Consider the following 13,409-nt stretch of genomic DNA (forward strand, 5'->3'; position numbering starts at 1 on the left):
GAGGTAAGCAACTTACGACCACTCGAGGTAAGTCGTGCATTTTTGATTAGTTCTTCGATCATTTTGTTCCTAGTTTAGGCAACAAAACCGGTCCAGTTATTTAAGCAATTAGGAACAGTTTCTGATAATGAAGCACAACATAATATATCCGCAATTGCGGCTATTTCCGCTATATCCTCCCTAAACCTAAAAACTTTTTTTCATTAAATACCCATCTAGTTTAGGGCTAATCGCGATTTATCCGACAACAAACGGATACAATCGGATACAAATGGATAGCTACCGACTTAGCCTTGACTGACCCTGCAACTTTGGACCATAAGTTTTTCCTCTGGCGAAAACGACAAACAAATTTTCTAACCAAAACAACAAACATTATGAATGCGCTAAGAAACAAAGTTCAGCTAATCGGTCACATGGGATCCAAAATCGAATTGAAAACCCTAGAAAGTGGCAAGGTCGTAGGCAAGGTATCCCTCGCCACAAATGAAATCTATAGAAATCAGAAGGGTGAGAAAATCACTGATACCACTTGGCATAATCTCGTCATCTGGGGCAAAAATGCAGAGCTGCTGGACAAGTACACGGACAAGGGTTCAGAGATCGCCATCGAAGGTAAAATCAGCAATCGGGACTATACCGATAAGGATGGCGTGAAGCGCTACATCACTGAGATCGTTGTCAATGAAATTCTCTTGATGGGCAGCTCAGAACGAAAAGAAAAAATGGAAGCAGATCTTCCATTTTAGCATTTATCCATTTTAAAAATCAAAGGCAGGATATTCAATTATCCTGCCTTTTTTTATGCTTTTGCTTTCGAGTCGAACTCACCAACTCGATTTTGAATTCGAAATTCGCAACAAATTAGATCAACTCTGCTCCTCTAAGCTGTAGAAAGACAAAGGCAATTGCACTTGATTTTCCTGAAGGCGCTGAAGCTTCACCCAAACTTCCTGATCTTTTTGGATTTGCTTGTATTCCGCTGCTTGAATCCTCGAGGCATTTTTATCCAGTTTTATAAAACCTACAAAGTCTCCGAAAGCTAATTTCGCAAAATAACCATGTTGATTTTTTCCTGTCACAGTCACTTTTAAGGTAGTCTGATCCTCGTAGTGATCTCTCAATAGTTGGAAATTAGGACTGAATCTTCGATCAATAAGAATTGCACTTAGTTTATCCAGATTATGGGTTTGAGTTAGTTTGAAACCTACGAGTTGATCCACTCTGGATTCATACGTTTTTTCCAGATCGATTTCCCATTTCGAAATAGGCAGTGGCAGGTAAATGTTGGTGTTCGTATGAACCACAAACCAGGTATCATCTTCCAATTTCTTTAATGTCCCTTGAAGAACTCCTTTAGCTTCAGATTCATCGGCAAGAGCAGTTCTTTTGGCATTGCTCACAAAACTCACTTCCGAGGCAAAGGCTCCTAATTCTGGGTCTGGAGATTTGGCAGGTATAAAAGTCACTTCATCACCGGAAGTATAGTTGTGCACCCGATCAATTTTTCCTTCTCGCTTTAATTCTTTTTGCCGCTTCCGGTCATTTTTAAAAAAGAAAACATCTCCTTTTTCACTTTCAATAAAACCATAGTTTTTATCTTCTATATATCGAATAACTTGACCATTAATTCTTGCGCCTTCTTTCATGGCATAAAGGTACAAAAGGAAATCGTTCTCATTCCCAATTAAGGATTAGAAAGGATCATCAGAAAAAAGGGCGAATGATTATTCGCCCTTTTTACCAATCAACTATCCGCTCGATTTATTAATTCTTCTTTTGAATTAAAATTTATCGCTTTCCCGGATTGTACTTCTCTTCCATCCGCTTTTCTACATCTGCTCGATAAAATGCCACATCCTTGAAATTTGCATCCGCATAGCGCTGCGCCTGATCATAAAAATGTGGGGAAGTAGGATCTGCACTTTGTCCGCCTGCAAGCATACTTTTGGCTTTTACTTTTTCGCCAAACTCAACCACTGCCACAAAGCTATTTCCACGGTAACCATACAGGCGCTTAGTATCTTCAGTAGCTCTTGCGCCATACGCCGCCAAAGCTCCCCAAGTACCGGAAGCTAATCCCACTGGAATGTAAGGCTTGCTATCATCAAACTTTAGGTCGATATCTCCTGTCAAGCGTTGGAATCTATTGATTTCTCCCCATGGGGTATTCCAGCTACCAAGGTCAGTATTCATTGCATCAAGTGTCTCTGAAAAAGTAGCTAGTATTTCTGTTTCACTTGGGTTCGGAACTTTACCATTTGCCGCATTGAACGGAATCAGGTAATTGATATTCCCATGATTTCGCATAAAATTCATCCCAAAGAAATGCGCCAAAGACATGGCTACAGATTCTTTGGAAGTCCGGTAATCCCAATCTTTAAGAATCTTGATTGGCTCAGTCAAGTTTGGATCCGCTCCTCCTTCTTGGTCATAAGCTTTCATCAACATTGGAATCAAGACTTCAAATGCTGGCAAATAAGGATCATATGCCAATTTTATAAAGCTATCCAAAGTCAAATTCTTAGCATCCTTCAAAACTTTTACTGCATGAAGTGCTCGGTAATTTTCCTGATCCGGAGCCATATATTTGGGATAATCAGACTGCTTTGGGCTAAACTCTCCAGCTGCAGTGAACGGCGTAGAGTTGGTGTTTTGAATCCAGCCTGTTCCAGGATTCAGGATCAAAATACTTTCATCTACCGTATGGATTCCAGTCCAGTCTGTTTTCGGATTGGAGCCATCCACAGGGCGCTGGAAGTCAAATGAATCGTCGCGCTTTGGGATGAAATTACCATGGAAGTAGGCAATATTTCCCTCGGCATCAGCAAATACAGTATTGTTTGAAGAGTTGGTTCGGATATCCATCATCTTCTTGAATTCGGCATAGTTGCCCAACTTAGTTCGAGTATAACTTTGTGTCAATGCATTGACTGGATCCCAATTGATTTTGGTGGCAACCCATTTATCATCGATTTTATGGGTGATCGGACCATGGTGAGTTCTATAAAACGTAAAGGTCTTTTCTTTGAGTGCTTCTCCTTCTTTGTATTTCAGCGTGACATCCTGAGCCACCACATCCCGCATTTCATCTCCATATTGATATTGAAATTTGCCGTCTTTTTCAGAAACATTTTCGACAAACTCATCTATAAAATCTACAAATGTGGAAGTATGAATCCAACCCGTTTTTTCATTGAAACCCTGATAAACAAAAAACTGCCCCCAAGTCACCGCTCCATAAGCATTTAGTCCTTCTTCACTGACTACATGTACTTCCGGCCGGAAATAGAAAGAAGTATGAGGATTGATCAATAGCATGGCATTTCCTGATTCGGTCAGTTCACCTGCTACTGCGATTCCATTAGAACCTTTTGGCTCGTCAAGCATTTCTTGATGATTGAGTCCATTCCTATATTCATTAAGTGCCAGAGCCTTATTCTCTTCATAAAAAGCTTTGATCCTCCGCGTAGGAATCTGCTCAATATCTCCACCAATAGAACCCTCGGAGAAAAACATAGGCATCCAAGGTTCATAATGCGTGATCACCTGAGGTGTCACTTCTGGGTGAGTTTCCAAATAGTAATTTACCCCATCAGCAAAAGCCTGACAAAGTGCTTTCAACCAATCCGGAGCTTTTTCATAAGCCGCTTTGGCTTCTGCTTCAGTCATGTAGAGATTTGCCCGGAGATCAGAATAGATCGCCTCCTCCCCTTCCAGTTCAGCCAATCTTCCGGTTGCCCAGATATAGTTTCGCTCCACTCTTCTGAAATCGTCTTCGCATTGTGCATACAGCAATCCAAACACCACATCGGCATCGGTTTTCCCATAAATATGTGGCACTCCAAAATCATCTCGGATGATCTCTACTTGCTCCGCTTTGGTTTCGAGATCGGATTTGGGGGCAGTATTTTGACAGGAAAAGATAAAACTGGCTAGAATAATAAGCGAAAGGAATTTCTTCATAGGGAGATATATTTCTTTGAAAGCTTGAAAGTAAACGAATCTTACTGACTCAGCAAGTGGAATTTTTAACGGTGGGAATCGTAGTGATTAACGGGAAATTTTTGCTGAAATAGTTTTAGAGTTTCTTCAGGAATGACTTGGCTCTGCCCATATCCTGCAACCATTTTTTCAACCTGTGCCACTGAACTTGCCCCGATGACAAGTGAGGCAACCACAGGTTGGGCTAGTCCAAAACGGATCAAAAAAGCTTCAGGGGAGAAATCTTGGTCATTCACAAAATCCTGAAATCTCTTCACTTGATTGGCATCATAATTTAAAAATGACTTAGGCGTCTTATCAATTAGCAATCCTTTGACAAAAGCTCCTCTAACCAAAACCTTGGCCGAACTTTTCTCTATTGCTGGAAAAGCTATTTCCTCTGGCCTACGATCGAGCGGGTTGTATTGCATCATGATGGTGGCAGGATTACTCTTTGACAAAACCTCCCTAATCACATTTGGGCGAATTGAAGAAATTCCAAAAGCTCGGATTTTCCCTTGTGCTTTCAAGATTTCAAAAGCTTCCAAAGTTTCATCCCAGGGATCTTCTATCGTCCCGCCATGGAGTTGATAGAGGTCGATGTAGTCAGTTTGGAGACGGGAAAGGCTATCTTCCACCGCTTTGAGAATGTAGCTTTTCTTTGGATTCCAATCCCAACCTGAACCGTCGGCCCGCAATTCATTGCCGACTTTTGTAGCAAGAATCACCTGACTCCGAACACTTTTAATCGCCTGACCAACTGCTTTTTCATTCCAGCCTTGGGAATATAAATCGGCTGTATCCAGAAAACTAATTCCTCCAGAAATCGCAGCTTCAATAACTGACTTTGAGGAATTCGACTCAGGACTAAGCGACATACAACCGAGTCCGATCTCACTTACTTGGATTTTAGATTCTGAGAGCTCTTTATATTTCATCTGTTTAAAATTTGTTTTTAATCCCAATAGCCAGCCCTTAGTCGGTTTAGGGGAAATCTCGCATTATAATCAAACCTACCTTTGAAGTCCGCATCTTTCTCTATTTCATTCAAACAAATTCCCAATTTTCAGCTTCTTATCAAAAAATCACGTTGAGTTCCAAGATTTAAAATTTTATTAATTCGTTAAATCAAGTTCGATCGCGCTTTAATCCCTATTTTTGGGCACTTAAACCTATTTAAATGGAATCAAGCATATTTGAAAATCCGCACATTTGGATAATTATTTGTGTTGAGAGGTTCAATATGACCCTTGAAAATCAATTGTAACCAGATGAAAAAAATCGCAGTTTTTACTTCAGGAGGAGACAGTCCCGGAATGAATGCTTGTGTCAGAGCAGTAGTCCGAACAGCTATCTTTAAAGGCCTTGAAGTGTATGGAATATATCGTGGATATGAGGGAATGATTGAAGGAGACATCAGGCGAATGCAGTCTTACTCAGTAAGTAATATCGTTCAGCGAGGTGGTACAATTCTTAAATCCGCTCGATCCCAAGAGTTTAGAACCCCCGAGGGAAGAAAAAAAGCCTACGAAAATTTGAAAGAATTTGGAATAGAAGGTGTAGTTGCTATCGGTGGTGACGGGACTTTTACCGGAGCAAAAATCTTCTTTGAAGAATACGGCATTCCCACTGTTGGCTGCCCCGGAACCATTGACAACGACCTATATGGAACGGATTACACCATCGGTTTTGATACCGCTGTAAATACTGCTTTGGAAGCTATTGATAAAATCAGAGATACCGCTGCAGCGCACGACCGGATTTTCTTTATTGAGGTGATGGGTCGAGATGCTGGATTCATTGCAGTGGAGTCTGGAATCGGAGGTGGAGCAGAATTTGTGATGGTTCCAGAAACCAAAACAGATCTAAACCAAGTTGTAAAATCATTGAAAAACCTTCGAAAAAGCAAATCCTCAAGCATCATCGTAGTGGCTGAAGGAGATGATGAGGGAAATGCCGAAGTGATTATGCAAAAGGTAAAAGAGAAGCTTAATGACAAAAACAAAGACTTCAAAGTCACTACACTCGGACATATTCAACGAGGAGGCAGCCCAACTGCCAGAGATCGGGTTTTAGCAAGTAGATGTGGAATGGCTGCTGTAGAGGGATTAATTGCCGGCCATCAATTCCACATGGCAGGTGTAGTCAATCAAGAGATCCGCTATACTCCATTTGCGGATTGCATCGGCAAAGCCAAGCCTCTCAACCCTGATCACTTGAAACTTATAGATATCTTAAATATTTAATAATGGGGTTTATTCCTATATTTCTTACAATGGGAGGAGCAATCCTCCTGTTTTTTCTAACAGTCAAAAACACCCTTCAGCGTAAATTTAATTTGCAAAAGGAGTTGCTTTTCAAACTAAAATCTCTCAATCCGGAGTTAGGTTTGCTTATAGGGGAAACTCAAAAGCCTGAAGAACTGATCAGTTTGTTAAAAAGCCAAGAGCTAACAAAAAGCTTAGCTGCAAAAGCCTCAGATCTCATCCGAGAAATGAAAATAAATCGCCACCAATACAATCAGCTGATCAAAAAAGGCCCTTATAACTGGGTGGCAAAAATATCTGGTTTTCAGGAGATTTGATCAGAGATAAAATTGAATATATCAATCTGATTTTCAGGATTAAACCATTTAATATCTGGATCTTTTTTAAACCAGGTCAATTGTCTTTTGGCGTATCTTCTGGAGTTTCGCTTCAGAAGTCGTATAGCTTCTGCTCGATCATATTTTCCTTCTAAAAAATCAAAGATTTCGGTATAGCCTAGTGTTTGAAGTGAATTCAGATGACGCTTTCCAAAGAGCGCATCCGCTTCGTCAAAAAGTCCAGCCTGAATCATCTGATCCATTCGCCTTTCAATTCTTTCATACAATTCAGGTCTTGGTCGTTCCAAGCCAATTTTTATCACTTTAAAAGGTCTATCTGCTTTCTTTTTAATTCTAAATGAACTGAAGGGCTTCCCTGTTCCTCTGATCACTTCCAGTGCTCGCATCAGTCGCTGGGGATTAAGCTGATCCACCATTTCAAAATAATCGGGATCCATTTTCTGAACTTCAGACTGTAGAAAAGCAATCCCTTTTTCCTGATAATCTTTAATAACCTGCTCACGAATTCGAGAATCAATGGTGGGCATTTCGTCCAAACCATTGACAACAGCATCCGCAAAAAGTCCCGATCCTCCAGTCATTATTACCACATTTTTTTTAGCAAAAAGTTGTTCTAAAAGTGTAATAGCATCCTGTTCAAACTGTTTAACATCGTAGTCCTCCTCTATTGAGCGGGAATTAATAAAATGATGCGGAACTGATTTCAGCTCTTCCGATGTAGGTTTGGCAGTACCCAAATTCATTTCCCTGTAAAACTGCCTACTGTCACAGGAAAGAATTTCGGTCTGATACTTCTTAGCAAGATTGATACACAATTCTGTCTTTCCCACTGCTGTCGGACCTACAATAAGAATCAAATAATACTGTGATTTCAATTTATTTTTGTCTTACTTATTTGATGAGAATTTCAAAGGTAAATAAATGAAAAGCAAAAAGGTCCTTATCGTAGAAGACAATGATCTGAACCGAAAGCTATTTGAGAATTTGATCGGGCAATATTGGAGCTATAAAAGCGCAATAAACGGCATTGAAGCGATTAATTTGCTGAATCAAGAAACCTTTGACTTGATCTTGATGGATATTCAAATGCCAAAAATGGATGGAATCACTGCACTGAAAAAAATCCGTCAGTTGGAATTGAGCAACTCCCCTGTTGTGGCAGTTTCAGCTTATGCGGAAGAGTTTGACAAGGCAGAATTTTTACAAATGGGATTTAATGATTTTTTGACTAAACCCATCCGAACCAAACGATTTTTAGAAATATTGAAAATTTATTTAGAAACTGGATTGGAAGAAATTTCAATTTCGGATGAAATAGAAGTACCTAATGTTCTTCTTGACCAAAATGTAGTTTCTCAATTGATGAAATATAATTCTAAAGAGACTGTTAAAAAGGTTTTAAATGACTTTGCATTAGAATTAACCAAATTAGTAGAAAAATATCACAAGGTGATAAACTCAAAAAACACCTCTGAACTAGCGGAGATTTTTCATACCTTAAAAGGAAACTCCGGAACAATTGGTGCAAATTCTATTTACCTCATTGCGATTGACTTAGAATCATTTACCAAAAAAAAAGAGTGGCCAGAAGTTGAAAAATTGTTTTCAAAACTGGAAAAAGAGAAAAAATTGTTTGAAAATTTTATTAAAGAAGCAACTATTTTTGAATTATGAGCGATCAAAAAAGAATTCTTGTTGGAGAGGACAGTTCCATTATCATTAATTTGACCCGGAGTGTCTTGGCTTTCGAAAATTATGAAATGAAGGCAGCCAGAAATGGAAAACAAGTCTTAGAATTGTTGGAAAAAGAGGATTTTGACTTGATTTTAATGGATTTGAATATGCCTGTCCTCGATGGAATAGAATGTACAAAAGCAATTCGGGCACTTTCGGATCCTGTTAAGTCAAAGTTGCCGATCATTGCTATTTCAGGAAATATGAACAATTACACAATAGTTGAATTTCGGAAAATCGGATTTAATGAATTCATCCAGAAGCCTCTTGATTTTGATATGGTCCTGGCCACTGTAAAAAAATATCTGAGCTAAAGTATGGCCATCAAGTACACAAAACATTTCTTGGACAAATTAGAGAATCTCTTTGCTGCCTCAGAATACATGCTGAGATATGAAAAGGGGAACTTCAAATCCGGTTATTGTGTCTTGAACGAGAACAAAATTGTGATCGTGAACAAATATTTCCCCCTAGAAGGTAAAATAAACGCCTTAATCGACATTCTGACTGAATTGAATTTCAATCCCCAGGATTTTTCTGATAAAGCCAATCAAGACTTTTTGACCGAACTGAGACAAACCCAACTTAAGTTTTGAAAATAACACTACTCGGTACCGGAACTTCCCAAGGAGTGCCAGTCATTGGCTGTTCTTGCGATGTTTGTAAATCATTGGATTTTCGCGATAAGAGATTTAGGTCTTCCATCCATATTGAAGTGAATGGTATGAGTTTGGTGATTGATACGGGTCCGGATTTCCGAATGCAAATGCTCAGAGCAGACATTCAAAAACTGGACGCAGTACTTTTGACACATGAGCATAAAGACCATACCGCAGGTTTGGATGACATTCGTCCATTTAATTTCAAACAAAAAAAAGACATGCCTGTTTTTGGCAGGCACCAAGTACTAGAACAGATTAAGCGCGAATTTGCCTATATTTTTTCAGGTAATAGATACCCAGGCGTTCCTCAAGTGGAAGCAGTCGAAATCGACACAAACCCTTTTGTGGTATCCAAAATCCCAATTATTCCGATTCCAGTGATGCATTACAAGCTACCTGTTTTAGGATTTAGAATTAAAGACTTCACTTACATCACTGATGCCAACTTCATCCCGGATGAATCACTAAAACTTATCGAAGGAACAGATGTTTTGGTGCTGAACGCGCTTCAAAAAGAGTCTCATATTTCCCATTTCACCCTTGACGAAGCTATTTCAATGGCTCAAAAGATAGGAGCTCGACAGACATATTTTACGCATATATCGCATCGAATGGGACTTCATGCCGAAGTAGATCAAGATCTACCATCCGGGATTTCTTTGGGATATGACGGGCTGGAGATATCTTTACCTTAATGCATCTTAATTACCATTTCCTAAAATTCCTTTGTCCTGAATTAGATCGTCTTTTTCGTGGAAAAGAAGTCACTGCCTGTTTTTCCCAAAACAAGAATGAGCTTATCCTTGAGGCAAAAGATGAAAAAGGAACGCAATACCTAAAAGCTCATCTCAACCCTCCCCAAATTTATTTGGCTTTTCCAGATGACTTTAAACGAGCCAAAAGGAACAGCATGAACTTCTTTAAGGAGCTTATTGGAGAGAAAATCACAGGTTGTGAACTCCTTTCTTTTGAGCGGGCTTTTTATTTCTCACTGGACTCCGGAAAAAAATTACTATTTAAACTTCATGGTAACCGGAGCAATGTGCTACTGTATCTATCAGATGCTAATGTCCCTGAAAAAACATTTCGAAATGAATTAGTAGAGGACAAATCTTTGGATTGGAATGAACTTGAGAAAGATCTCGACTTAAGTTTCGATCAATTTGAAAAACTGGAAAGCAATGCCTCCAAATTCCTCCCTACCTTAGGAACTTTTCCAAGACGATGGCTAAAAAATCAAGGCTATCTGGAATCCAATCTTTTACAGAGATGGGAAATGATGGAAGAGTTGATGGATATGCTGGAGACACCGCTTTTTTCTTTGGTAGAAGAATCTGGAGAAGTTCGCCTAAGTCTTCTTCCGGAGGCAGATTCGATCAGTACATTTTCCAATCCGGTCCAGGCTGTAAATGAGCTTTACTACCAAGCGCTAGTCAAAGGGAGTTTTGAAAAAGAAAAAAACACCTTACTCAAAAAATATCAAGAACAACTCAAAAGACAGACATCTTACATTGAAAAATCGAGTCAAAAACTCCTGGAATTAAGAGATTCTGCCCCTCCATCTAACCTTGCCGACGTAGTAATGGCAAATTTGCATCTTTTTGATAATGGAAAATCCGAGGTTGAGCTTTTTGATTTTTATAGTGGGAAGCAAGTAAAAGTCACTTTAAAACCCAACCAGAAACCACAAGATTTTGCGGCCTCACTCTATCGAAAAAGCAAGAACAGAAAGCTGGAATGGAAACAAATTGAAAAAACTATCGAAAATAAAAGGGCTGTTTCTGAGGCTTTGAAATCAAAAATAGATGCACTTTTCGCAATTGATGATTATCGAGGGCTGAAAGAATTCAAGAAGAAACATGGGGAAGACAAAGCCATACAAAAAGAGACAGAAAGCCTTCCATTCAAAGTTTTTGAACTGGAAGGATATACGATTTGGGTCGGAAAATCAGCCCAATCTAATGATGATATGCTTCGGGAATATGCTAAAAAAGATGACCTATGGCTTCATGCCAGAATGGTATCAGGATCACATGTCTTGGTCAAAAATGTCGTAAATCACCCTGCTCCTACTCGTGTTTTGGAAGCCGCTGCACAACTAGCAGCATTCTATTCTAAAAACAAAACTGAATCACTAGCCCCTGTGATCTACACTCCGGTGAAATTTGTCAGAAAAGTAAAAGGTTCAGCTCCAGGCTCTGTAGTAGTGGAAAAGGAAAAGGTCATTCTAGTACAACCGGCTGGACCAGAGGTTATATTCGGGAAAGAAATTCAATAACTATTTGGATAATAATTTGGTGGTGGAGCGGGCGCCCCGAGGCTAATTTTCTTAAATCCTTTCACCAAAATAAAGGTCCCGGCAATTCCAGTAGCACCACCTACATACAGTAACGTTTTTCCCAGATCTGGTTCTGTACCTAGCAATTGCCCACCTATAATTGTTACCGTATAACCAATAGTGGCCACTAAAATTCCGGTTTTCAGCTGTTTTTGAGAATTATGTAAGTTCAGCTTTACTTCATAAATCTCATGATCCAGCTCAATAATAGCCCTTTTTAATGAATCAATAGAAGGTAAACTTGATGTTTGACTTTTTGCTATAAAACAAAATCCCAAGACTAAGCTTAGCGTCAATAAGAATGCTTTCAGCATAAAATTTATTGATTAATCCAATTTTTGAATTCATTCACCCGCTCGCGAGCGACCACAATAGCTTCATCACTTTTAGAATTCATACCTAATACTAAGCGTCCATTATGGTAAGGTCGGATTTCTACAAGTGAATCGAGATTGATAATCATTGATCTTTTGACACGATAAAATTTCATCGGATCTAACAAGCTGGATTCCAACTCATTTAGCGAATAATCAATCAACATACGCTGCTGAGATCCATTCTCAATCAAATATGTCATCCCGCCCTCAGAATAAAAATAACTTACCTGATCGACTGTTACAAACGAAAAACGATTTCCAGTTTTAGTAAGGAATCTTTTTTTATAAGATTTTTGTGAATAATTAATTAAAAAGTTTTTAACAAATTCGGTCGACAAGGCCTTAAGAGGAGTCTGAATGGCTTTTTGACAAGCTTTAACTAATCGATCTTCTTCGATAGGTTTCAATACATAATCGATACAGTTGTGATCAAATGATTGCAACGCGTATTGATCGTAGGCTGTGATAAAAATAACTGGAGTATTAATTTTTTTTCCCTCAAAAGCCTGAAAACTTAACCCATCTGCAAGATGAATGTCACAAAAAATCAAATCGACCTGAGGAAATAAATCTAAACTTGCTTGAAATTCTTTTATACTCTGAGCTGTATCCAAAATCTTCCACTCCGGAAAGTTTTTCGCCAAAATGCTACTTATTCGCTGTTGAGCTAAAGGTTCGTCTTCTACTAAAAGTATGTTCATCGGTTTCTATTAATGGTAATATGACCTTGAATGAGTCTATTCCATCTTCAACATGGATAGACAAATTAAGAAACCTATATCTCTCGGATATGTTTTGAAGTCCTATACCTGTTGACTCCTCGGAAACATTTTTTGGCTGCTTCAGATTGAAAACTTCTATTTGATTACAATCACTTTTTATTTGGATCTGAAGTGGCTCTTTGAGTGTGAAATAATTATGCTTTACAGCGTTTTCGACTAATAATTGTAAAACGGCTGGAGGAATTAACTTGTCTTTACAGTTTGAATCCAGCTCCATTTTGAAGGACAATGAATCCTTGAACCGAATGGAAAGTAATTCAATATAATTTTTCAAAAAATCCAATTCTTCAGCTATTGTCACCAATTCCTGATTCTGATTATTCAAAATATACCTATAAATAATGCTCAATCGCTGCAAATAAGCATCAGCCTGTTTGACATCTTCATGGATCAAAACAGAAAGAGCACTGAGATTATTGAAAAAGAAGTGGGGATTTAATTGGGTGTTGATTGATTCCAGCTTTGCCTGAGTTGTGAGCGTTTTGAGCTTTTCCGCCTCAAGTGCTTTTTCGTTGAATTTATTATTGAAGAAAAAAATCGCATTCACACAATTCAAAAAAAGATTGATTCGAAAAGTGAACCCAAGCGTGAGTAAGAAATTTTGAAATGAAAAAGCAAATGCTCCTCCAAATATTATCCCTGTAATTTCTACAGAGATTAAAGCAATTAATGTTACCAGAATTAGACTTGTAGAAAACTGAAGAATTAAAGGATGAATAACTTTAACTCTGGGAAGGATGAATTTCTCGATACCGAGATTAACATACCAGACCGAATAAGCAAGAAAAATCACTACATAAAAAAGATCTCGAGAGGGAAGCTCTGCCTGAAAAAGACGGTCTCCTTCCAAGGTCACAATATTCCAGAAGGAATAAAGCCCTAATAATCCTGCAAAAATAAAATTAAATCGATGCTTAAACATATACT

The 13,409-nt window shown here is 38.7% G+C and carries 15 protein-coding genes; 8 read left to right on the forward strand and 7 right to left on the reverse strand.

Annotated elements, in window-relative coordinates; genetic code table 11:
* The first annotated feature begins 377 nt into the window (after positions 1–377).
* Complete coding sequence (locus P8O16_RS08825) at positions 378–749, forward strand: single-stranded DNA-binding protein (RefSeq protein ID WP_300313455.1); 372 nt, start codon at positions 378–380, stop codon at positions 747–749.
* Between the two features lie 120 nt (positions 750–869).
* On the opposite strand, the gene P8O16_RS08830 is transcribed toward P8O16_RS08825, so the two are convergent.
* The 3 genes from P8O16_RS08830 to P8O16_RS08840 form a co-directional block, all read right to left on the reverse strand.
* Positions 870–1,649 (reverse strand): hypothetical protein, encoded by a 780-nt coding sequence (locus P8O16_RS08830; RefSeq protein ID WP_300313457.1) that lies wholly within the window; start codon positions 1,647–1,649, stop codon positions 870–872.
* A 142-nt stretch (positions 1,650–1,791) separates the two neighbouring features.
* Positions 1,792–3,966: an acylase gene (locus P8O16_RS08835; protein WP_300313459.1), complete on the reverse strand. Its 2,175-nt coding sequence runs from the start codon at positions 3,964–3,966 to the stop codon at positions 1,792–1,794.
* 65 nt (positions 3,967–4,031) lie between these two features.
* Positions 4,032–4,922 (reverse strand): aldo/keto reductase, encoded by an 891-nt coding sequence (locus tag P8O16_RS08840; RefSeq protein ID WP_300313461.1) that lies wholly within the window; start codon positions 4,920–4,922, stop codon positions 4,032–4,034.
* A gap of 333 nt (positions 4,923–5,255) precedes the next feature.
* Here P8O16_RS08840 and pfkA point away from each other — a divergent pair, with 333 nt between their 5' ends.
* Positions 5,256–6,230 carry a 6-phosphofructokinase gene (pfkA, locus tag P8O16_RS08845; RefSeq protein WP_300313463.1) on the forward strand — a complete coding sequence of 325 codons (975 nt, stop codon included), beginning with the start codon at positions 5,256–5,258 and terminating at the stop codon, positions 6,228–6,230.
* Between the two features lie 2 nt (positions 6,231–6,232).
* Positions 6,233–6,568: a hypothetical protein gene (locus P8O16_RS08850; RefSeq protein WP_300313465.1), complete on the forward strand. Its 336-nt coding sequence runs from the start codon at positions 6,233–6,235 to the stop codon at positions 6,566–6,568.
* Here P8O16_RS08850 and miaA read toward each other — a convergent pair.
* Positions 6,556–7,464 carry a tRNA (adenosine(37)-N6)-dimethylallyltransferase MiaA gene (gene miaA / locus P8O16_RS08855; protein ID WP_300313466.1) on the reverse strand — a complete coding sequence of 303 codons (909 nt, stop codon included), beginning with the start codon at positions 7,462–7,464 and terminating at the stop codon, positions 6,556–6,558. The genes P8O16_RS08850 and miaA overlap by 13 nt on opposite strands.
* Positions 7,465–7,510: 46 nt before the next feature.
* Here miaA and P8O16_RS08860 point away from each other — a divergent pair, with 46 nt between their 5' ends.
* Genes P8O16_RS08860 through P8O16_RS08880 form a run of 5 tightly spaced genes read left to right on the forward strand, consistent with a single transcriptional unit; the run spans position 7,511 to position 11,263 of the window.
* Entirely contained in the window at positions 7,511–8,263 is a 753-nt protein-coding gene (locus P8O16_RS08860; RefSeq protein ID WP_300313468.1) for a hybrid sensor histidine kinase/response regulator, read from the forward strand.
* The gene (locus P8O16_RS08865; protein WP_300313470.1) at positions 8,260–8,637 is read left to right on the forward strand and encodes a response regulator; all 378 of its coding nucleotides are present in this window, start codon (positions 8,260–8,262) and stop codon (positions 8,635–8,637) included. Before P8O16_RS08860 ends, P8O16_RS08865 begins: the two co-directional genes overlap by 4 nt.
* Before the next feature lie 3 nt (positions 8,638–8,640).
* Complete coding sequence (locus P8O16_RS08870; protein ID WP_300313471.1) at positions 8,641–8,919, forward strand: hypothetical protein; 279 nt, start codon at positions 8,641–8,643, stop codon at positions 8,917–8,919.
* Positions 8,916–9,680 (forward strand): MBL fold metallo-hydrolase, encoded by a 765-nt coding sequence (locus tag P8O16_RS08875; protein WP_300313473.1) that lies wholly within the window; start codon positions 8,916–8,918, stop codon positions 9,678–9,680. The genes P8O16_RS08870 and P8O16_RS08875 overlap by 4 nt, the downstream gene beginning before the upstream one ends.
* On the forward strand, positions 9,680–11,263 hold the full coding sequence (locus P8O16_RS08880; protein WP_300313476.1) for an NFACT RNA binding domain-containing protein: 1,584 nt from the start codon (positions 9,680–9,682) through the stop codon (positions 11,261–11,263). Before P8O16_RS08875 ends, P8O16_RS08880 begins: the two co-directional genes overlap by 1 nt.
* On the opposite strand, the gene P8O16_RS08885 is transcribed toward P8O16_RS08880, so the two are convergent.
* The 3 genes from P8O16_RS08885 to P8O16_RS08895 are packed head-to-tail and all read right to left on the reverse strand — an operon-like array spanning position 11,257 to position 13,404.
* Positions 11,257–11,637 carry a hypothetical protein gene (locus P8O16_RS08885; RefSeq protein ID WP_300313478.1) on the reverse strand — a complete coding sequence of 127 codons (381 nt, stop codon included), beginning with the start codon at positions 11,635–11,637 and terminating at the stop codon, positions 11,257–11,259. The two genes, P8O16_RS08880 and P8O16_RS08885, sit on opposite strands and share 7 nt — an antisense overlap.
* A 5-nt stretch (positions 11,638–11,642) precedes the next feature.
* Positions 11,643–12,401: a LytTR family DNA-binding domain-containing protein gene (locus tag P8O16_RS08890; RefSeq protein ID WP_300313480.1), complete on the reverse strand. Its 759-nt coding sequence runs from the start codon at positions 12,399–12,401 to the stop codon at positions 11,643–11,645.
* Positions 12,349–13,404, reverse strand: coding sequence for a sensor histidine kinase (locus P8O16_RS08895; RefSeq protein WP_300313482.1), 1,056 nt, complete (start codon positions 13,402–13,404; stop codon positions 12,349–12,351). Before P8O16_RS08895 ends, P8O16_RS08890 begins: the two co-directional genes overlap by 53 nt.
* Between the last annotated feature and the right edge of the window lie 5 nt (positions 13,405–13,409).

Source organism: Algoriphagus sp. (genome assembly GCF_029254265.1).
Lineage (GTDB): Bacteria > Bacteroidota > Bacteroidia > Cytophagales > Cyclobacteriaceae > Algoriphagus.

Coding starts and splice junctions, on each gene's coding strand:
- P8O16_RS08895 (WP_300313482.1), bottom strand. CDS start 13,404: ATGTTTAAGCATCGATTTAATTTTATTTTTGCAGGATTATTAGGGCTT.
- P8O16_RS08865 (WP_300313470.1), top strand. CDS start 8,260: ATGAGCGATCAAAAAAGAATTCTTGTTGGAGAGGACAGTTCCATTATC.
- P8O16_RS08835 (WP_300313459.1), bottom strand. CDS start 3,966: ATGAAGAAATTCCTTTCGCTTATTATTCTAGCCAGTTTTATCTTTTCC.
- P8O16_RS08885 (WP_300313478.1), bottom strand. CDS start 11,637: ATGCTGAAAGCATTCTTATTGACGCTAAGCTTAGTCTTGGGATTTTGT.
- P8O16_RS08840 (WP_300313461.1), bottom strand. CDS start 4,922: ATGAAATATAAAGAGCTCTCAGAATCTAAAATCCAAGTAAGTGAGATC.
- P8O16_RS08860 (WP_300313468.1), top strand. CDS start 7,511: ATGAAAAGCAAAAAGGTCCTTATCGTAGAAGACAATGATCTGAACCGA.
- P8O16_RS08880 (WP_300313476.1), top strand. CDS start 9,680: ATGCATCTTAATTACCATTTCCTAAAATTCCTTTGTCCTGAATTAGAT.
- P8O16_RS08850 (WP_300313465.1), top strand. CDS start 6,233: ATGGGGTTTATTCCTATATTTCTTACAATGGGAGGAGCAATCCTCCTG.
- P8O16_RS08830 (WP_300313457.1), bottom strand. CDS start 1,649: ATGAAAGAAGGCGCAAGAATTAATGGTCAAGTTATTCGATATATAGAA.
- pfkA (WP_300313463.1), top strand. CDS start 5,256: ATGAAAAAAATCGCAGTTTTTACTTCAGGAGGAGACAGTCCCGGAATG.
- P8O16_RS08825 (WP_300313455.1), top strand. CDS start 378: ATGAATGCGCTAAGAAACAAAGTTCAGCTAATCGGTCACATGGGATCC.
- P8O16_RS08870 (WP_300313471.1), top strand. CDS start 8,641: ATGGCCATCAAGTACACAAAACATTTCTTGGACAAATTAGAGAATCTC.
- P8O16_RS08890 (WP_300313480.1), bottom strand. CDS start 12,401: ATGAACATACTTTTAGTAGAAGACGAACCTTTAGCTCAACAGCGAATA.